Consider the following 19,547-nt stretch of genomic DNA (forward strand, 5'->3'; position numbering starts at 1 on the left):
GAAGTCTTGGATCCGGCCCGCCGGTCATCCTGCGTTCATGCCCCAAGAACCCCCGATCTACGGCGAAGGTTCCGCTTTTCGGCTGCTCACTTTCCGGGCGCGGCGCGAGGCGAGAATTGTTGGAAGATCCACCGGCGTGAAGCCCTGCGCATCGACGCCCACGTCGTACTGCTTCGGGATCGGTGTCAGCTTGGCGTGCGAATGCCCGTGGAGGTCGAGGGCGCCCCGGCCCATGCCGTTCCAGGTTCGGAACGCATAATGGCACAGCACCAGGGGCCGTTCGTCCACGACGATCTCGGCATAATGGCCGACACTGGCCCAGCCCGGCGCATGCAGCGTTTCCGGCCCGTCGTTGTTGCCGACGATGAGGTGCTTCGTACCCTTGAGCGAGGTGAGGATTTCGGAGATTCGGCCCGGCGCGGGTCGCAGGGCGACATCGCCGAGATGCCAGACCGTGTCGCCGGGCGCGACGACGGCGTTCCAATTGGCGATGAGCGCCGCGTCGTGGACCGCAAGGTCGGGGTAGGGGCGCCGGTCGATCCGCAGCACGCGCGGATCGGAAAAGTGCGTGTCGCTGGTGAACCAGACGGTCATGCCGGAACGTCGCTCCGAGAAAGGCAGGGCGGTCTTCGGAAGCGAGGCGGGATCACGCCGTCCGACCCCGGCCTCAGCGACCGGGGCTGAACCGCAGGGGCACGGTGACCGCGAGGCTGCTGATCGTGACGCCTGCCGGGGCCGCCGGCAGGGACCCGCGTACGGTCGCGAGCGCCGCACTGTCGATGGCGCCGACACCACTGCTGCTCGACAGTCCCGAACTCAGCACCTGCCCGGAACGCGACACGGTGAACCGAACCACGGCAACGCCGCCGCTGGTGCCCGCCGCCGCACTGGCGTTCATGCGACCGCGGATCGCCGAGCTGAGGGCGCCCTGCCAAGCGCGGAGCGCGTTCGCATCGTTGCCGCCGGCGGCCGCACCCGCGCTGCTCTGACGCGAGGCCGAGGCCGAGTTCTGGCGTGCGCTGCCCTCGCTCGCAGCGGCGGCGGCGCGGCGTGCGGCCTCACGGGCCGCCTTGGCCTTCGCCTCGGCCCGAGCCTCCTGCAGCGCTTCGCGGCGCTCCTCCTGTTCGGCCTTGAGCCGTGCCTCGCGGTCGGCCTTGCGCTTGGCCTCACGCCGCGCCTCGAGGATCTTGGCTTGATCCGGCTTCGGTTTCACCACTTCGACGGGCTTCGGCAGCTCCTGGGCCACGGTGGGTGGAGGGGGTGCCAGGGCCGGCGCGGTCTCGGCCGTGGACGCGATCACCTGATCCTCCGGCGGCGGCTCGTTCGCCACCTCGACGGGCGGCGTCGGAGTCGCTTCCGGCGGCTCGGCCATGGTCGTCGCCTCGGGCGCGATCATCGCTGTATCGGGCGGCGGCGGTGCCGTCGCCTCGGGCGGTGTCAGCTCCGTGGTCTCCAGCGGCTTCTCCTGTTGGACCGTCTCGGGCGTCTGCACCGGATTGGCTTCGGGCGGCGCCGACACGGAGGCGGCCTGCTCGGCCGGGGCTTGGGTGTCGGCCTCCGTCATCTGCGGCGCGAGGTCGATGGTGACGATATTCTCGCCCGGGGGCGCCTTGGGCTCCGGCTGGAACAGAGTGAGGGCGATCAACCCGGCCGCGTGCAGGCCGAGGGCGACGAGGAAGGCTGCGGCGAGACCTGACGGGCCGCGCCGATCCGGATCTCCGGTCGATGCGAGGACGCTCATGGGGCTATCGGGCCGTTCCGGTCGCGGGTACTGCGGCGGCCGGCGCAGACGGCAGGGCGCCACCGGGCGATTGGGCGATGAGCGAGACCTTGGTGAAGCCCGCCTGGCCGACGAGGCCCATCACTTCCATGATCTTGCCGTAGGGTACCTCGCGATCGCCACGCACCAGCATCACCTGGGAGGGGTCCTCGGCGGCCAGGGCCCGCAGGCGGGGCAGGATGCCCTCGGGGGTCAGCTCCTCCTTCGCGAGGTAGGGCTTGCCCTCCTTGTCGATGGAGATCTCCAGGGGCTTCTTGGCCTGAGCCACCTTCTGCGCCGTGGTCTTGGGGAGCTGTACAGGCACACCCGTGGTCATGAGCGGGGCGGCGACCATGAAGATGATCAGCAGCACCAGCATCACGTCGACGAGGGGCGTGACGTTCATCTCGGACATCGGCGCGCCGTCGATGCCGTCGTCGTCGTCACCGCCGCCGGAGCGGATCGATCCCATGGCCATGCGTCGCCCTCCGGGGCTTCGGGCGGGCGGCCGGCAGCCCGGCGCCGCGTTCCCGCGAAATCGAAATTCGTCCGGAAACGGGATGGCCCCATGGATCGGGGGCCGCCGGTCTTCCGGGGTTCAAGGCCGGCCCGCCCGCGCGAGGCGGACATTGGTCGGTGATACGGGTCGGCGATACGGGTCGGTGATACGGTTCGGCTATTCGGCGGCGGCGGCGCGGCTGTGAACCGTCCGGTCGCGGGCCAGACGGTTGCCGAGGGTGCCGATGGAGGAGACGAAGCTCGCCTGGACTCGTCCGATGTCGTTGATGAGCTTGTTGTAGGCCATCACCGCCGGGATCGCGACGACGAGGCCGATGGCGGTGGCGAACAGCGCCTCGGCGATGCCGGGTGCCACCACGGCGAGCGACGTATCCTGGCTCTTCGCGATGGACGAGAACGAGTTCATGATGCCCCACACCGTGCCGAACAGCCCGATGAAGGGCGCGGTGGAACCGGAGGTCGCGAGGAGCGGCAGGCCCGTCTGCATCGCCTTCAACCGCGTGGTGAGGGTCGCGCGCATGGCGCGCTCGATGCGGTCGCGGCGCTCGGCGCGCGTCTCGCTGCTATCCTGATCGCGCCACGCCTCGATGGCGGCCGCCGTGATCTGCGCGTCCATCCCCTTGCCGGATGCTTCCAGGGCGCCGCCCGAGCGCACCAGGGTGTCGAAGGCCTTCGCCTGGCGCTTGGCCGCGGCGATGCGGACGATCTTCTCGAACACCACCGTCCAGCAGGCGATGGAGGCGACCACGAGCAGGATCATCACCGATTTGACGATCGGGTCGGCCTGGAGAAACAGGCCGAGGAACGACATGTCGTGGGAGACGCCTGCGGGCGCGGCGGTCGGATCCATGGGGATGTCTCTCGGTTCGGTTTCGGATCAGCGGACGAAGGGCGCGGCAGTCTTGCTGTCGGTTTCGATGCGTTCGAGGCAGGTCTCGCGGCTGGCGTCGCCGCCCTCGCAGGCCAGGACATCGTTGAGGAGCACCCGGCCGATCTTCGGGCAGGCCAGGGCCGGGAAGTCGAACAGGCGGACCATGGTCTTGCGCTCCTGCACGGGGCCGAGCTCGACGGCGAGGCGCTTCTGCGCGACACCGTCCGTGTCGAAGGCGAACAGATCGACCTTCAGGGATTTCAGGGCCGCGCCCCGGCTGTTGTCGACGAGAAGGTAGGTCCGGCAGGATTCGCCTGCGGGCTCCAGGCGGTTCAGTTCTAGCTTGAGCGAAGCGGGCTTGGTGTCCGTGCTCTTGGCTTCCTGTGCCACCGCGTAACCCGTCCAGCCGGCCAGGATGGCGGTGCCGAGACAGGCCGCCCGAACCGCATTCCGGACCTGTTCCCTGACCATGCAGTGCACTCGATCCATCACGGTTCCGTTTCCTCGAACGATGGGCGGCACCGCCGCGCCGGACTTAAACCTTGGGATGACCCGCGATTCGCAGCGTGTTTCCGCCGGGAACGTCATGGTCGGCAATCATGACCCGGTGATCGGTCGGCGCCGCTCAAGTCGTCGCTTCCCAAAGGGAACGCGAACCGGCGCGGCACGGCCAAGAGCCCCGCAATCCGTCGGTCGATTGGCCGTGGCAATATCCGAATTCGCGGTGCCAGATCAAGCGCAGTGCGGAATATCAGAGTAATTCCAAACTGTTACCTGACCGAATACAGGACCACGCTGGAAAATTGCCGATTGATCCTGGTTGTAGTTTCCTGATTTGCCCGGCGAACATCGCCGGGTCTTCTCTCGGTCAGCTCGTAGGACGATCGTGGTCGGGTTCGATCGGCGAGTTCGACGGGAAGGCCCGCGCAAGGGACCGTCCTGGATGTTCGGAGCCAAGCCCTTGATGGGGCTGCCCTTGATGAGGCTTGGTGCCGCCTCCATATCGGGTTCACCGGCGAACGATCGTCGGCGGGGGGTGCTGCCGCAGGCGGGCTTCCCGAACACCGCAGACGTGCCTCTCCACGAAGTGCCTCCTCCATCGTCCCAGGGGCTTCGCTTGAAGGACATCCATCCGTGACCACGCGGCCTTCCCCGTTCGGACATCCGTTCCTCCTCGGTTTCGATGAGATCGAACAGGCCCTCGACAGGGTGTCGAAGGCCGCCAACGATGGATATCCGCCCTACAACATCGAGCGGGTGGCCCGCAGCGACCGGGAGCCCGAGCGGCTTCGCATCACCCTCGCGGTCGCGGGCTTCACCCGCGATCAGCTCGACGTGATGCTGGAAGAGAACCAGCTCGTGGTCCGCGGCCGGCAGATCGACGAGAAATCGCGTCAGTTCCTCCATCGCGGCATCGCTGCGCGCCAGTTCCAGCGGGCCTTCCTGCTGGCGGACGGCATGGAGGTGATGGGGGCCGACCTGTCGAACGGTCTGCTGTCCATCGACCTGACCCGACCCGAGCCGGACCGGGTCGTGCGCAAGATCGCCATCGCATCCCGCGACGACGTCTGACGGGACGCCCGTTTTTCATCCGGGTCGGGCCAGACCCGACCCCGCTCTGCCAGAAGGAGAGCCGACCATGACCGCATTCAGCCAGAATCCCATCACCGGCGCAGATCTCGATCCGGCGGAGTTCAACGCCGCCGACCTCGCTGCCCTGGGCGAGGGTCACATCGCCTACGTCCGCGCCATGAGTTCCGACGAGGTCACGCGCCTGTTTCCGCAGGCGCCGGAGTTGACCCCCGGCCTCGACCTCTTCGCCCTGCTCTCGGCCAGCGGGGCGCCGATCCTGCTCGCCGATTCCCGTGACGCCGTGGTGGCCAATGCCATGGCCAACGATCTCCACACCGTCAGTCTGCACTGATTTCTTTGTTCGGGTAGATCTCCGTCACTGCCGCCAGGAGCCGGGCGAGATCTTGGGGGCGCGACAGGCGGTGGTCGCCATCCGCCACGAGGGTCAGCACCGTGTCGGCCCGAGGCAGGCGCTCGACGATGCGCAGGGCATGGGACCAGGGGACATCCGGGTCGTCCATGCCCTGCAGGATACGAACCGGGCAGCCCGGGTCGAATTCTCCCCCGAGCATTGCGTGCCGGCGCCCGTCCTCGATGAGGGCACGGGTGATCGGCACCGGGACGGGGTCATATGCGCTCGGTCGCGCCCAGAAACCGTCCCGCTCGATGGTGGCACGGATTTCCGGCGTGAACCGCTTCCACATCAGGTCTTCGGTGAAATCCAGGGCCGGGGCGATGAGCACCAGTCCCGAGGGGGCGTCCTCGCCTCGCGCGGCCCGTTCCCGGGCGGCGAGACAAGCGATCCAGCCACCCATGGACGAGCCGATGAGAAGCGGCCGCTGCGGCGCGCAGGCGAAGATCACCGCGACCGCGTCCTCGACCCAGGTCGAGATGGTGCTGGACGCGAAATCGCCCTCCGATTCGCCATGACCCGTATAATCGAACCGCACCAGGGCGCGTCCCGTTCGCCGCGCCCATCCATCGAGCGCTTCGGCCTTGGTGGCCCGCATGTCGGAGCGGAAGCCTCCGAGCCACACCATGGGCGGTCCCTCTCCGGGTCGATGGAGCACGGCGATGCGTCGTGCCGCGTCCCCGCTTCCGACATCGAGGAAAGTCGGCGCCTCGTCGTTCGGCTGCGGCATCGGCTTATCCCCGTTATCCAAGAACCATCGTGTTGCGTGCTCTGCATTTGCCTTTCGTTTACCGGGCCGTAAAGCACGCCGCCCATGCTGACGCCCATGACCGAAGCCCGCGACGGACGTTTCCGCCCCCGCCCCGAACCCTCAGGTCCCGTCATCGGGCCGGCCTGCGGAGCCGCGTCATGAATGGCGATCCGCGCGGCGGCACCTTCCCGGGGGAGGGTGCGCCGCTCTCGGGCAGAACCATCCTGCAGATCATCCCGGCCCTCGATGCGGGCGGGGCCGAGCGCACCACCGTGGACGTGGCCGCGGCCCTCGCGGCTGCGGGTGCGCGCGCCCTCGTCGCCACGGAGGGCGGTCGGCTGGTGGGGGAATTGCAGGCCAAGGGCGGCATCTGGCTGCCGTTTCCGGCCGCCGCGAAGAACCCCGTCGCCATGGCGCTGAACATCGGGCGCCTCGCTCGGCTGTGTCGGCGCGAGGGCGTTCAGATCATCCATGCCCGATCGCGGGCGCCGGCCTGGGTCGCACTCGGCGCGGCACGTCGCCTGAAACTGCCCTTCGTCACGACCTACCACGGCAGCTATTCCGGCCGCACCGGGGTGAAGGTGCTGTACAATTCGGTGATGGCGCGCGGCGACGTCGTCATCGCCAACTCGCACTACACCGCCGACCTGATCCGCACGCTTCATCCGGATCAGGCGGGCGACCGCGTCCGGGTGATCCACCGGGGGACGGATCTCGCGCTGTTCACGCCGGGCGCCGTGGCGCCGGCTCGGGTCGAAGCCCTGCGCCGGGCCTGGGGCGTGGCGCCGCACGAGCGCGTGGTGCTGCTCGCCGCGCGCCTCACGGCCTGGAAGGGTCAGCGCGTGCTCATCGAGGCGGCCGCCCTCATGCGCGACCGCGGCGTCGCCGATGTCGCCATCGTGCTCGCGGGCGACCCGCAGGGGCGTGTCGCCTACGAGCGCGAGCTCGACGCCCTCATCGCCGCGCGCGGCCTGCAGGGCATCGTCCACCGGGTCGGGCACTGCACGGACATGCCGGCGGCGTTCCGCGCCGCTTCCGTCGTGGCGGTTCCCTCCGTCGAGCCCGAGGCGTTCGGCCGCTCGGCCGTGGAAGCTCAGGCGCTGGGCACGCCCGTGGTGGTCTCGGATCTCGGCGCCGTACCGGAGACCGTCCTGGCGCCACCGGAAGTCCCGGCCGGCCAGCGCACGGGCTGGCGGGTGGCACCGGGCAACGCCTCGGCCCTGGCCGATGCCCTGGCCGATGCGTTGTCCATGGGCGCCTCGGCGCGGGACGCGATGACCCGGCGCGGCCGGGCGCACGTGGAGGCACACTTCTCCCTCGAGGGCATGGTCGGCGACACCCTCGACGTCTATGTCGACCTCCTCGCCAATTGCCCGTGAAGCGCCCGTGATCGTCCCGGATCTCCCGGGGCGTGAACCAAACCCGGCCGCCCGAGTTGACTTGAAGAAAAGTTCAGCCAAGGTGTCGGACCGGAATCCGGAGCGATTGGTGGCCAGGATCGACCCCATGGGGTTGGGGTTCGCAGGCTGCCGTTTCGTCGTTTCATCAGGAGATTGAAGCCATTCGTAGACCTATGAGAGCTATGCCGGCCCCGCAGAAGGACGGGCCGCGCGCCAACCGGGACATCCGCGGCGTTCGCGAAGTGCAGCTCATCGACGACACCGGTCAGAACCGGGGTGTGGTCGCCTTCTTCGACGCCCTCGCGTTGGCCGAGGAAGCCGGCCTCGACCTCGTCGAGATCGCGCCCAACTCCGTTCCTCCCGTCTGTAAGCTCCTCGATTACGGCCGCTTCCGCTTCAACGAGCAGAAGAAGCAGAATGAGGCCCGCAAGAAGCAGAAGACGGTCGAGGTCAAGGAGATCAAGCTGCGGCCCGGCATCGACAAGCACGACTACGACACCAAGATGAAGGCCGTGGTTCGGTTCTTCGAGGAAGGTGACAAGGTCAAGGTGACCCTGCGCTTCCGCGGCCGCGAGATGGCGCACCAGGACATCGGCCTGCGCCTGCTCGAGCGGGTGAAGAACGAGACCCAGGAGATCGCCAAGGTGGAGAGCGAGCCGATGCTCGAAGGCCGCCAGATGATCATGATCCTGGCTCCGCGCTGACGCGCGAGGCCCGTTCGGATTCGACGATCCGCGCCGCTTTCCCCTGGGGAGGCGGCGTTTTTCATGATCGCTTCCCAATCGGACGCAGAGGTCCCCCTCCCCGCCGGGGGAGGGAGATGAGTGTCCCTACTTGACCACCGAGACCTGCGCGTCGCCCGTCCGCCGCAGCACATTCACCGTCACGTCGCCGCCGTAGCGCTGGAAGCGCAGGTCCACCCGCGAGGTGCCGAGCTTCAGGTTGAAGATCGACACCCCGTCGAGGAAGGCCGGCAGGGTCGGGTTCTTCAGGCGGATGCGGTTGCGATCGTGCTGGAGTTCGAGGCCGATGCAGGCGGCGAGGAACGCGAAGGGGGCCGCCGCCGCCCAGGCCTGGGGCGAGCACGCCACCGGGTAGGAGACCGGCCCGCGCTGGTGCCGGCGCATGAAGCCGCAGAACAGCTCCGGCAGACGCTTCTGGTCCTGGTAGAGGGCGGTGTCGAACATGCCCTCGAAGATCCGCGAGGCTTCCGGCTTCAGGTCGTAGCGGGCGAGCCCCATGGCCACGAGGGCGTTGTCGTGCGGCCAGATCGAGCCATTGTGGTACGACATCGGATTGTAGCGCGCCTCGCCGCGCGCGATGGTCCGCACACCCCAGCCATTGAACCCATCCTTCGACAGGAGGTTGGCGGCGACACTCGCGGCGCGCTCCGGCAGGGCGATGCCGGTGAAGAGGGCGTGCCCGGCATTCGAGGACCGCACGGCGCATTGGCGCTTCTCGCCATCGAGCGCGAGGGCGTAGGTGCCGATCGCTTCGCACCAGAACGCCTTGTCGAAATCCGCCCGCAGCTTGGCGGCTTCGGCCGTCAGTCGCTCGGCCAGGGCATCGTGGCCGAGCAGGGTGGCGAGCGTCGCCATGCCGTTCTTGGCGGCATAGACGTAGCCCTGGACCTCGCACAGGGCGATGGGACCCTTGGCGAGGTTCCCGTCCGTGTGGAAGATCGAATCGTGGCTGTCCTTCCAGCCCTGGTTCTCGAGGCCCTTGTCGGTGTCGCGGGCGTATTCGACGAAGCCGTCGCCGTCGCGGTCGCCGTACTGGTTCATCCAGTCTAGGGCGAGTTCGAGGGCCGGCCAGATCCGCTCGATGGTTTCCCGGTCGCCGGTGACGGCGTAGTATTCCGAGGCCAGCATCACGAACAGCGGCGTGCCGTCGATGGTGCCGTAATAGTGCCGGAACGGCACCTCCCCGAGCATCGCCATCTCGCCGCGCCGGGTCTCGTGCAGAACCTTTCCGGGCTGGGCGTCGGCGGCGGGATCGATGGCCTTGGCCTGGGTCGAGGCGAGGTAGCGCAGGACGCCCTTGCCGAAGTTCGGATCGATCCACAGGGCCATCATCGCCGTGATGATGCCGTCGCGGCCGAACACCGTGGAGTACCAGGGGATGCCGGCGAAGGGGTAGATCCCCTCCGGCGTGCGGCTGGCCAGCATGTAGAGATCGGCGGTGGCGCGGCAGGCGGCCTCGTTGAACTGGTCGTTCGACGAGATGATCGTGGTGATGCCGGCCGTGAGCTGCCGCAGGTCGCGGCGCGAATCGCGATACGCACGGGCGAAGATCACGCCCTCGGCCAAGCCCTTGGGGTGGCGGGCCGTGGCCGACGAGCCGGCGGCGTGCGACAGGCCTGCCGCGGCATCCTCGCCCACCTTCTCGGCGGCCGGTGCACTGGTGTAGGCCCGGTGCGATTCGAAAACCGTGCGGATGAAGAGCGAGGCGCGTCCACCCGGGGGCAGGGAAACCTCGAAGGTGACCTTTCCCGGCTCGATGTGCTTCGGTTTTGGGCCGAAATGCAGGCTCGTGGTCCGCACCACCTCGTCGAGGCCGGCATAGCGGAACTGCACTTCCGACTCGCTCGCCACCTGAACGCTGCGCTTGCCCCGCACCGGGCGGTCCATGCCACGGACCTCGAAGAGATCGCGGAAATCCGCGTCGAAGCTCACGCCGATTTTCAGGGTCCAGTGGCGCGAATCGTAGTTGCGCAAACCGATCCGGTCATAGCACGCGCCCTTGAACAGAAACTTTGTGCGCTCGATGGCGATGAGCTCGCGCGGGATCGTGGTCTCGTCGTGGGCGTCGAGGCGGATGTCGGGCGTCGTCATGTCGACGCTGAGCGCGCCGTTGTCGTCCTGCATCACCGAGGACAGGAGCAGGGGGCGCTGATCCTCGATAGTGAAGTGCAAGCGCGAGAGGTAGCGCGTGTCCTGGAAGTACAGGCCCTCGGGGCCGGGCAGCACGCCGATGTCGCCGTAGCTGTCCAGCACCGCGAAGGCCTCGCCGTACTTCAGGGAGCGCAGCGGGCGCTCGACCAGGGAGGTGTGGGCCTCGATATGGTACTGGGGCAGGACCGCGTCGGCATCCTGAAAACCATGGTTCAGCGGCCCGTCCGTCGTGCCGGGTGCCTGTTCGGGAGTCGCCGTGAAACTGTCAGCCGCCATGCCCGAGCGTCTCCGGATGGGTGAGGATTCGCGAATCGTCTGATCGCGATGGGTCTGGAATCGAAAGGCCGCCCGTCGCGGTATGCGACGCGGGCGGCCCTCAGAGAGGAGAGTTAGTGCGGCAATCGTACGACGCCAACCCGGAAAAGGCTCTGCAAGCCCGATGCCGGGTCCGCCTCAGGCCGGCATGGCGGCCACCGAGATCGACGGCAGGGACGAGCCGTTGAGATCGCCGTAGCGGGGCGAGAAGGCCGCCGCGTGGGGCATCTTGATCACGTCGGCCTGATGGGCGAGCAGGCTCTCGTAGGCGGCGACGTACTTGCGGACCATGCACTCGGCGGTGAACTGGGTCTCGAAGTGGCGGCGCACGCCGGCTCGGCTCATGGTCTTGACCGTGTCGACGGCCGCAACGGCATCGTCCATCGAGTCGCACAGCACGCCCGAGATCCCGTCGGCGATCACCTCCGGCACGGAGCCGTTGCGGAACGCGATGACCGGGGTGCCGGCCGACATCGCTTCGATCATCACCAGGCCGAAGGGCTCCGGCCAGTCGATGGGGAAGGCCAGGGCCAGGGCGTTGCCGAGAAAATCCTTCTTCTGTTCCTCGTTGATCTCACCGATGAACTCGACGAGCGGGTGGTGGATCATCGGCTCGATGACCTCGTCCCAATAATCCTGGTCGGCCTTGTCGACCTTCGCGGCGATCTTCAGTTTCACGCCGGAGCGGATCGCCATCTCGATGGCGCGGTCGGGGCGCTTCTCGGGGGAAATGCGACCGAGAAAGGCGAGATAACCGCCCTTGGCCTCGGGGTAGAACGGGCAGTTCTGGGCCGGCAGGCCATGGTGGATGGTGGACGCCCAGTTCACGTTCTTCGGCATCGGCTCGCGCTGATTGTCGGAGATCGACACCAGGGGCATGCCCGTGAAGGTACGGTAGACCGGCATGAAGTCCGGCACGTCGAGGCGGCCGTGCATCGTGGTGATGCACTTGTGGTTCAGATCCTCGAACATCGGATATTGCAGGAGGTCGATGTGGAAGTGCAGCACATCGAACTCGTGGGCGCGCTTGTGGACGTGATGCAGCATGGCGAGATGGCTCGCCGTGTGGTCGCGGTAGCCGAGGAGGCGCAGGCCTTCCGGCGTGCACGCCGCGAGCTTGGCCGAGGTCTCCGAATCACCACTGGCGAACAGCGTCACGTCGTGACCCTGACGGACGAGCTCTTCCGTGATCCAGGATACGACGCGCTCGGTGCCGCCGTAGAACTTCGGGGGGACCGCCTCCGAGAGCGGAGCAATCTGGGCAATGCGCACGAAGCGTCTCCTGTGAGGTCGAATATGCGCCGACCTAACGCGATCCGGCCTGAGTGGGACATGAATGAAACCCACGGCCAAGGTTATGGTTCCTCCGGGAGCCCCGGCACCATCGCTGTTTTGCGATGCCGCATGGATGTCCCCGCAATCCCGGGCGCGGGGGGCTGTGCGGATCGGTCATGTTGCCGGTTCGTCCCGTAGTCCTAACTCAATGACATGTGCGAATTTGTGCAATGCGAGCCGCCCTTGTTTCACCTCCGGGGGTCGTCTAAGCCTCCGGCCAGCGCAGTCTGGCATTGGAGCAATTCCATCCGGCGGGACGCTCCCGGGGCAGTACGGCCTTCGGCGCACACGAGAGGTCCCGCATGACCGGCCTGATGGCGGATTACCTGCCCCTCATCGTCTTCATCGGCGTGTCGCTGTTCATCGCGGCAGCCCTGCTGGTGGCGCCCTTCCTCGTCGCCTACAACAGTCCCGATCCGGAGAAGCTCTCGGCCTACGAGTGCGGCTTCAACGCTTTCGACGATGCGCGCATGAAGTTCGATGTGCGCTTCTACCTTGTGGCCATCCTGTTCATCATCTTCGATCTCGAAGTCGCATTCCTGTTCCCGTGGGCGATCACCTTCGGTGAACTCGGATGGTTCGGCATGTGGTCGATGATGGCCTTCCTCGGCGTTCTGACCGTCGGCTTCGTCTACGAGTGGCGCAAGGGCGCCCTTGAGTGGGACTAGCGCCCACGAATCGTCGTCGCGTCGCCGAACCGTCCGAAGCCTGATCCCGAGAAACCGATGGCCTTCAGCCCCGACCTCTCCCGCGCCCCGGCGATCGCACCGGCTCCCAAGGGGATCATCGATCCCAACACCGGGCGCCCCATCGGCGCGGACGATCCGACATTCCTGTCGATCAGTAGCGAACTCGCCGACCGCGGCTTCCTCATCACCTCGACGGACGACCTCATCAACTGGGCCCGGACGGGCTCGCTGATGTGGATGACGTTCGGGCTCGCCTGCTGCGCCGTCGAGATGATGCAGATGTCGATGCCGCGCTACGATTGCGAGCGCTTCGGCTTCGCCCCGCGCGGCTCTCCGCGCCAGTCCGACGTGATGATCGTCGCCGGCACGCTCACCAACAAGATGGCACCCGCTCTGCGCAAGGTCTACGACCAGATGCCAGAGCCGCGCTACGTCATCTCCATGGGGTCGTGCGCCAATGGTGGTGGATATTACCACTATTCGTACTCGGTAGTGCGCGGTTGCGACCGTGTGGTGCCCGTCGACATCTACGTGCCGGGCTGTCCGCCGACCGCCGAGGCGCTTCTCTACGGTGTGCTGCTTCTGCAGAAGAAGATCCGCCGCACCGGCACCATCGAGCGCTGAGGGGCTGATGAGCAACGGCATCACCATCCGCGCGCACACCGCCGCCGCTTCGGGCGCGGATGCGCTTCAGGCGCTCAGCGACCATGTCGGCGCCGCCCTCGGCCCGGCCGTGGTCGCCCGGACCATCGCGTTCGGCGAGCTGACCCTCGAGGTGCAGGCGAGCGACATCGTCTACGCGCTGACCTACCTGCGCGACGATCCCGCCTGCGCCTTCCGTTGCTTCATCGACATCTGCGGTGCGGATTATCCGAGCCGCGCCAAGCGGTTCGACGTGGTCTACCACCTGCTGTCCCTGCGCCATAACGCCCGCATCCGGGTCAAGGTGCAGACCGACGAGCAGACCTCGGTCCCATCCGTCATCGACGTGTTCCCGGCGGCCAACTGGTTCGAGCGGGAGACCTACGACCTCTACGGCATCCTGTTCTCGGGCCACCCGGATCTGCGCCGGCTGCTGACCGATTACGGGTTCGAGGGGCACCCCCTGCGCAAGGACTTCCCGCTCACGGGCTTCGTCGAGGTCCGCTACGACCAGGATGAAGCCCGCGTGGTCTACGAGCCTGTGAAGCTGACGCAGGAATTCCGGAACTTCGACTTCCTCTCGCCGTGGGAGGGCACCGAGTACGTGCTCCCGGGCGACGAGAAGAAATCGGCTTGAGCGGCGGAGCGAGGCCATGACCGAGCACAACATCCGCAATTTCGCGATCAATTTCGGGCCGCAGCACCCGGCGGCGCACGGCGTGCTGCGCCTCGTGCTCGAACTCGACGGTGAGATCGTGGAGCGTGTCGATCCGCATATCGGCCTGCTGCATCGCGGCACCGAGAAGCTCATCGAGCACAAGACCTACCTGCAGGCGACGCCGTATTTCGACCGGCTCGACTACGTCTCGCCCATGAACCAGGAGCACGCCTTCTGCCTCGGCATCGAGAAGCTGCTTGGGCTTCAGGTGCCGCGCCGGGCGCAACTCATCCGGGTGCTGTTCTGCGAGATCGGCCGCATCCTCTCTCACCTCCTCAACGTCACCACGCAGGCGATGGACGTCGGCGCCCTCACGCCGCCGCTCTGGGGCTTCGAGGAGCGCGAGAAGCTGATGATCTTCTACGAGCGCGCGTCTGGCGCTCGCCTCCACGCAAACTACTTCCGGCCCGGCGGCGTCCATCAGGACCTGCCGCCCGCCCTCATCGACGACATCGAAGCGTTCATCGATCCTTTCCTTCAGGTGGTCGACGACCTCGACAACCTCGTCATGGGCAACCGCATCTTCAAGCAGCGCAACGTCGACATCGGCATCGTCACCGTGGACGAGGCCATGGCCTGGGGCTTCTCGGGCGTGATGGTGCGCGGCTCGGGCATCCCGTGGGACCTGCGCAAGTCTCAGCCCTACGAGTGCTACGAGGAGATGGAGTTCGACATCCCCGTGGGGAAGAACGGCGACACCTACGATCGCCAGGTCATCCGCATGGAGGAGATGCGCGAATCGGCGAAGATCATGCGGCAATGCTGCGTGAAGCTGCGCGAGCCCGCCGGGCAGGGCCCCATCGCGGCGACCGACGGCAAGTTCGCGCCGCCACCCCGCCGCGAGATGAAGCGCTCGATGGAAGCGCTGATCCACCACTTCAAGCTCTACACCGAGGGCTTCCACGTCCCGGCCGGCGAAGTCTACGCGGCCGTCGAGGCGCCCAAGGGCGAGTTCGGCGTCTATCTCGTCGCCGACGGCACCAACAAGCCCTACCGCTGCAAGATCCGCGCTCCGGGCTTCGCCCATCTCCAGGCCATGGACTGGATGTGCCGCGGCCACATGCTGGCCGATGTATCCTGCGTGCTCGGCACGCTCGACATCGTGTTCGGCGAGGTGGACCGGTGATGGGACGCAAGGTTTCGAACTGATGGCTAACCGCAGACTCGCCCCCGCCGCCGAGCAGCCCCAAAGCTTCGCGTTCTCGTCGGAGAACGCCGAATGGGCCAAGGGCCAAATCGAGAAGTACCCCGAGGGCCGTCAGGCTTCGGCGGTGATCCCGCTGCTGTGGAAGGCGCAGGAGCAGAATGGCGGCTGGTTGCCGCGCGCCGCCATTGAATCGGTGGCCGATGAACTCGGCATGCCGCATATCCGCGTGCTCGAAGTCGCGACCTTCTACACGATGTTCGCCCTGGAGCCGGTGGGCCGGTTCTGGATCCAGCTCTGCGGGACCGTGCCGTGCGATTCCTGTGGGGCGCGCGAGTTGAAGGATTACCTCCAGGCCCGCCTCGGCGCGCCGGGCCATGTCAGCGCCGACGGCAACTTCTCCTGGCTCGAGGTCGAGTGCCTGGGGGCCTGCTGCAACGCGCCGATGGCGCAGATCAACCAGGATTACTACGAAGACCTGACGCCCGACCTGCTAGGCGCGCTCATGGACGACCTTGCTGCTGGCCGCCCCGTGAAGATCGGCTCGCAGGTCGGACGGACCTCGTCCGAGCCCAAGGGTGGGGCCGATACCCTCGTGGACGCGACCCTGTTCGACGGCTCGCGGGTCGGCGCCTGGCGTCAGCGCTTCGAGGACAAGAAGGCCGAGGAGAGCAGCGAGCCCTCGGGCAAGGCCGAGGCGGCTTCCTCCGAGCAGCGCGCCGCCGCCGATCCGAAGCCCGCCCGTCCGGATGCCGGACGCGCCGTCGAGGGCCGGTCCACCGATGCGCCGGCCCAGCGCTCGGCGTCCGGGGAGAAGCCGGTGAAGTCCGGCGACGAGGCCGAGGCGGCCGACCCCGCCGAATCCACGGCCCGGCCGGGTAAACCGGCACCGACGCCGGCCGAGTCCATGGCGCGGGCCGAGGCGGCCGGCGCCGAGTCTGGAACGCAGTCCGACTTGCCGCGGGATGAGCCGCCACCCCAGCCCGAGGCGTCGGGGGCGAGCGAAGGCGTGAGCACGGACGGGCCGAAGACGGCTCCGGCCGAGACGTCCGGGGACAAGCGCCCGGCTCCGAAGAGCGAGGGGAACTAGCATGCTCTCCGATCAGGATCGCATCTTCACCAATATCTACGGCCTGCATTCGCCGGGTCTCGACGAGGCCAAAAAGCGGGGCGCCTGGGACGGCACCAAGTTCCTGCTCGAGATGGGCCGCGACTGGATCATCGAGGAGATGAAGCAGTCGGGCTTGCGCGGGCGCGGCGGCGCCGGCTTCCCCACCGGCCTCAAGTGGTCGTTCATGCCGAAGAAGTCGGACGGGCGGCCGCACTACCTCGTCGTCAACGCCGACGAGTCGGAGCCCGGCACCTGCAAGGACCGGGAGATCATGCGGCACGATCCGCATCTTCTCATCGAGGGTTGCCTGCTGGCCTCGTTCGCGATGGCGGCGCATGCCTGCTACATCTACATCCGTGGCGAATACGTCGCCGAGAAACATGCCCTGCAGAAGGCCGTCGACGAGGCCTACGCGGCACGGCTCGTCGGCAAGGACAACGTCCACGGTTACCCGTTCGACATCTACGTCCACCACGGTGCGGGCGCCTACATCTGCGGCGAAGAGACGGCGCTGCTCGAGAGCCTCGAAGGCAAGAAGGGCATGCCGCGCCTGAAGCCGCCGTTCCCGGCCAATATGGGCCTCTACGGCTGCCCGACGACGGTGAACAACGTCGAGTCCATCGCGGTGGCCGGCACCATTCTGCGTCGGGGCGGGGCGTGGTTCGCTGGACTCGGTGGCAAGAACAACACCGGCACCAAGCTGTTCTGCGTCTCGGGCCACGTCAACAAGCCCTGCAACGTCGAGGAAGAACTCGGGATCACCTTCCGCGAACTCATCGACAAGCATTGCGGCGGCATGCGCGGCGGCTGGGACAACCTGCTGTGCTCGATTCCCGGCGGATCCTCGGTGCCCCTGGTACCGGCCGAGCAGATCATCGACGCCAAGATGGACTTCGACACCCTGAAGAACCTCGGCTCCGGTCTCGGCACGGCGGCGGTCATCGTGCTGGACCGCTCCACCGACATCGTCTCGGCCATCGCCCGCATCGCCTACTTCTACAAGCACGAGTCCTGCGGCCAGTGCACGCCGTGTCGCGAGGGCACCGGCTGGATGTGGCGGGTGATGCTGCGCATGGCCGAGGGTCGAGCCCAGCGCCGCGAGATCGACATGTTGCTCGATGTCACGAAGCAGATCGAGGGCCACACCATCTGCGCGCTCGGCGACGCGGCGGCCTGGCCGATCCAGGGCCTGATCCGGCACTTCCGGCCCGAAATCGAGAAACGCATCGATCGCTACAGCGCCAACCCGCATTCCGACCCGGTGCCGATGGCGGCGGAGTGATCCGTAGCCCACGCCAACCCGAATTCGAACCCGAGACCCACGCATGACCAAGATCGTCGTCGACGGCACCGAGGTCGATGTTCCGGCGGACTACACGCTTCTCCAGGCGTGCGAGATCGCGGGCGCGGAGATCCCGCGTTTCTGCTTCCACGAGCGGCTGTCCATCGCTGGCAATTGCCGGATGTGTCTCGTCGAGCTCAAGGGTGCGCCGAAGCCCGTGGCCTCCTGCGCCTACGCGGTGAAGGATTGCCGGCCCGGACCCAACGGCGAGCCGCCGGAGGTCCTGACGCGGTCGGGCACGACCAAGAAGGCCCGCGAGGGGGTGATGGAGTTCCTCCTCATCAACCACCCCCTCGATTGCCCGATCTGTGACCAGGGCGGCCATTGCGACCTGCAGGATCAGGCGATGGCCTACGGCGTCGATTCGACCCGCTACGGCGAGAACAAACGCGCGGTGGAAGAGAAGTACATCGGTCCGCTGGTCCGCACGGCCATGAACCGCTGCATCCACTGCACCCGCTGCGTCCGCTTCCTCGCCGAAGTCGCCGGTGTGCCGGATCTCGGCGCCATCGGGCGCGGCGAGGACATGGAGATCACGAGCTACCTCGAATCCGCCATGGGCTCCGAGCTCCAGGGCAACGTCGCCGACCTGTGCCCCGTGGGTGCGCTGGTCCACAAGCCGCAGAGCTACGAGGTCCGGCCCTGGGAGCTGTCGAAGACCGAGTCCATCGACGTGATGGACGCGGTGGGCTGCGCCATCCGCGTCGACGCCAAGGGCCGCGAGGTCATGCAGATCGAGCCGCGCATCAACGAGGCGGTCAACGAAGAGTGGATCTCGGACAAGACCCGCCATGCCGTCGACGGCCTGCGCATGCAGCGCCTCGACCGGCCCTACGTCCGTGAGAACGGCCGCCTGCGTCCGGCTTCCTGGGGCGAGGCCTTCGCGGCCATTGCCGCTAGGGTGAAGGGTACGGACGCCAAGCGCATCGGCGCCATCGTGGGCGATCTCGCAGGCGTCGAGGAGATCTTCGCGCTCAAGAGCCTGATGACCGCCCTCGGCGTGACCAACCTCGACAGCCGGCAGGCCGGCGAGACGCTCGATCCGGCCTGGGGCCGGGCCGCCTACACCCTGGGTACGACGATCCCGGGCATCGAAGACGCCGATGCCATCCTCCTGGTCGGGACGAACCCTCGTCTCGAAGCCTCCCTCCTCAACGTCCGCATCCGCAAGCGCTGGCGCATGGCGCCGCTCGCCGTTGGCCTCATCGGCGAAGCGGTGGACCTGACCTATCCGCACACCTATCTGGGCGCCGGGCCGGAGACCCTGGCGGAAGTCGCCTCCGGACGGCACAGTTTCGCCGAGGTAGTGAAGGCCGCGAACCGGCCCCTCGTCATCGTCGGCATGGGCGCCCTGTCTCGGCCGGACGGCGCGGCGATCCTTGCCGCCGCTGCGGCGCTCGCCAAGGACATCGGCGCCGTGACGCCGGACTGGAACGGCTTCGGCGTGCTTCACACGGCCGCCGCCCGCGTCGGCGCCCTCGATCTCGGCTTCGTGCCGGGGGAGGGCGGGCTCGACCTCGCGGCCATGATTCAGAGCAGTGCCCTCGACGTACTGTTCAATCTCGGCGCCGACGAGGTCGAGGTCGGCCCCGGTGCCTTCGTGGTCTACCAGGGCACCCACGGCGACCGCGGCGCCACCCGGGCCGATGTGGTTCTGCCGGGAGCGGCCTACTCCGAAAAGAGCGCGACCTATGTCAACCTCGAAGGCCGTGTGCAGATGACCAACCGCGCCGGCTTCCCGCCCGGCGACGCGCGCGAGGATTGGGCGATCCTGCGGGCATTGTCCGACGTGCTCGGCCAACGCCTGCCGTTCGATTCGCTGGGTGCCCTGCGCCGGACGCTCTACGGGGCGTATCCGCACCTCGCCGCCCTCGATACGGTGGCGCCGAGCGACGCCGTGTCGGCGGTCGAAGCCCTGGCCGGCCTCGGCGGTACGCCCGACCGAGCGGCTTTCGCGCCGGCCGTGCCGGACTTCTATCTCACCAACGCGATCGCCCGCGCCTCGCGGGTGCTCGCCGAATGTTCGAGCCTCGCCCGCGTGCGCGGCCTCGAAGCCGCCGAATAGGGATTTTC

At 67.6% G+C, this 19,547-nt stretch carries 19 protein-coding genes; 11 read left to right on the top strand and 8 right to left on the bottom strand.

The annotated features are described in order from the left end of the window. Positions 1-57: 57 nt before the first annotated feature. The 5 genes from ASF52_RS01735 to ASF52_RS01755 form a co-directional block, all read right to left on the bottom strand. Entirely contained in the window at positions 58-594 is a 537-nt protein-coding gene (locus tag ASF52_RS01735) for a metallophosphoesterase (RefSeq protein ID WP_056166522.1), read from the bottom strand. 73 nt (positions 595-667) lie between these two features. Further along, positions 668-1,741: an energy transducer TonB family protein gene (locus ASF52_RS01740; protein ID WP_056166524.1), complete on the bottom strand. Its 1,074-nt coding sequence runs from the start codon at positions 1,739-1,741 to the stop codon at positions 668-670. A gap of 4 nt (positions 1,742-1,745) precedes the next feature. After that, complete coding sequence (gene tolR / locus ASF52_RS01745; protein WP_056166527.1) at positions 1,746-2,237, bottom strand: protein TolR; 492 nt, start codon at positions 2,235-2,237, stop codon at positions 1,746-1,748. A gap of 198 nt (positions 2,238-2,435) precedes the next feature. Then, positions 2,436-3,128 (bottom strand): MotA/TolQ/ExbB proton channel family protein, encoded by a 693-nt coding sequence (locus tag ASF52_RS01750; protein WP_056166530.1) that lies wholly within the window; start codon positions 3,126-3,128, stop codon positions 2,436-2,438. A 27-nt stretch (positions 3,129-3,155) separates the two neighbouring features. Continuing rightward, positions 3,156-3,620, bottom strand: a complete 465-nt coding sequence (locus tag ASF52_RS01755) for a Tat pathway signal protein (RefSeq protein WP_244473658.1) — start codon at positions 3,618-3,620, stop codon at positions 3,156-3,158. 663 nt (positions 3,621-4,283) lie between these two features. Here ASF52_RS01755 and ASF52_RS01760 point away from each other — a divergent pair. Together ASF52_RS01760 and ASF52_RS01765 are read left to right on the top strand one after the other, a co-directional pair. Beyond that, positions 4,284-4,721, top strand: a complete 438-nt coding sequence (locus tag ASF52_RS01760; protein WP_056166536.1) for an Hsp20 family protein — start codon at positions 4,284-4,286, stop codon at positions 4,719-4,721. A gap of 67 nt (positions 4,722-4,788) precedes the next feature. Then, positions 4,789-5,073 carry a DUF1150 family protein gene (locus ASF52_RS01765; protein ID WP_056089138.1) on the top strand — a complete coding sequence of 95 codons (285 nt, stop codon included), beginning with the start codon at positions 4,789-4,791 and terminating at the stop codon, positions 5,071-5,073. On the opposite strand, the gene ASF52_RS01770 is transcribed toward ASF52_RS01765, so the two are convergent. Next, positions 5,060-5,863 carry an alpha/beta hydrolase gene (locus ASF52_RS01770; RefSeq protein ID WP_056166537.1) on the bottom strand — a complete coding sequence of 268 codons (804 nt, stop codon included), beginning with the start codon at positions 5,861-5,863 and terminating at the stop codon, positions 5,060-5,062. The two genes, ASF52_RS01765 and ASF52_RS01770, sit on opposite strands and share 14 nt — an antisense overlap. A gap of 179 nt (positions 5,864-6,042) precedes the next feature. Here ASF52_RS01770 and ASF52_RS01775 point away from each other — a divergent pair, with 179 nt between their 5' ends. After that, positions 6,043-7,263: a glycosyltransferase family 4 protein gene (locus ASF52_RS01775; RefSeq protein WP_056166540.1), complete on the top strand. Its 1,221-nt coding sequence runs from the start codon at positions 6,043-6,045 to the stop codon at positions 7,261-7,263. Positions 7,264-7,466: 203 nt separating this feature from the next. Continuing rightward, a complete protein-coding gene (infC, locus tag ASF52_RS01780; protein WP_238223988.1) occupies positions 7,467-7,988 on the top strand; it encodes a translation initiation factor IF-3 in 522 nt (173 codons plus the stop codon). A 126-nt stretch (positions 7,989-8,114) separates the two neighbouring features. On the opposite strand, the gene ASF52_RS01785 is transcribed toward infC, so the two are convergent. Further along, positions 8,115-10,454: an amylo-alpha-1,6-glucosidase gene (locus ASF52_RS01785; RefSeq protein ID WP_056166543.1), complete on the bottom strand. Its 2,340-nt coding sequence runs from the start codon at positions 10,452-10,454 to the stop codon at positions 8,115-8,117. Positions 10,455-10,631: 177 nt separating this feature from the next. Next, positions 10,632-11,765: a glycosyltransferase family 4 protein gene (locus ASF52_RS01790; RefSeq protein ID WP_056166546.1), complete on the bottom strand. Its 1,134-nt coding sequence runs from the start codon at positions 11,763-11,765 to the stop codon at positions 10,632-10,634. A 365-nt stretch (positions 11,766-12,130) separates the two neighbouring features. On the opposite strand from ASF52_RS01790, the gene ASF52_RS01795 reads away from it, so the two are divergent. From ASF52_RS01795 to nuoG, 7 genes are read left to right on the top strand one after another with little or no spacing between them, the layout of a single operon-like run. Beyond that, a complete protein-coding gene (locus ASF52_RS01795) occupies positions 12,131-12,496 on the top strand; it encodes an NADH-quinone oxidoreductase subunit A (protein ID WP_056089121.1) in 366 nt (121 codons plus the stop codon). A 57-nt stretch (positions 12,497-12,553) separates the two neighbouring features. Next, the gene (locus ASF52_RS01800; RefSeq protein ID WP_056166548.1) at positions 12,554-13,141 is read left to right on the top strand and encodes a NuoB/complex I 20 kDa subunit family protein; all 588 of its coding nucleotides are present in this window, start codon (positions 12,554-12,556) and stop codon (positions 13,139-13,141) included. A gap of 7 nt (positions 13,142-13,148) precedes the next feature. Then, on the top strand, positions 13,149-13,796 hold the full coding sequence (locus tag ASF52_RS01805; RefSeq protein ID WP_056166550.1) for an NADH-quinone oxidoreductase subunit C: 648 nt from the start codon (positions 13,149-13,151) through the stop codon (positions 13,794-13,796). 16 nt (positions 13,797-13,812) lie between these two features. Further along, complete coding sequence (locus ASF52_RS01810; protein ID WP_056166553.1) at positions 13,813-15,003, top strand: NADH-quinone oxidoreductase subunit D; 1,191 nt, start codon at positions 13,813-13,815, stop codon at positions 15,001-15,003. A gap of 22 nt (positions 15,004-15,025) precedes the next feature. Next, complete coding sequence (gene nuoE, locus ASF52_RS01815; protein WP_056166556.1) at positions 15,026-16,111, top strand: NADH-quinone oxidoreductase subunit NuoE; 1,086 nt, start codon at positions 15,026-15,028, stop codon at positions 16,109-16,111. Position 16,112: 1 nt separating this feature from the next. After that, complete coding sequence (nuoF, locus tag ASF52_RS01820) at positions 16,113-17,414, top strand: NADH-quinone oxidoreductase subunit NuoF (RefSeq protein WP_056166559.1); 1,302 nt, start codon at positions 16,113-16,115, stop codon at positions 17,412-17,414. Between the two features lie 43 nt (positions 17,415-17,457). Then, positions 17,458-19,539, top strand: a complete 2,082-nt coding sequence (gene nuoG / locus ASF52_RS01825) for an NADH-quinone oxidoreductase subunit NuoG (protein WP_056166562.1) — start codon at positions 17,458-17,460, stop codon at positions 19,537-19,539. The last annotated feature ends 8 nt before the right edge of the window (positions 19,540-19,547 follow it).

Origin of the sequence: Methylobacterium sp. Leaf112 (assembly GCF_001423295.1) — a bacterium.
GTDB lineage: Bacteria > Pseudomonadota > Alphaproteobacteria > Rhizobiales > Beijerinckiaceae > Methylobacterium.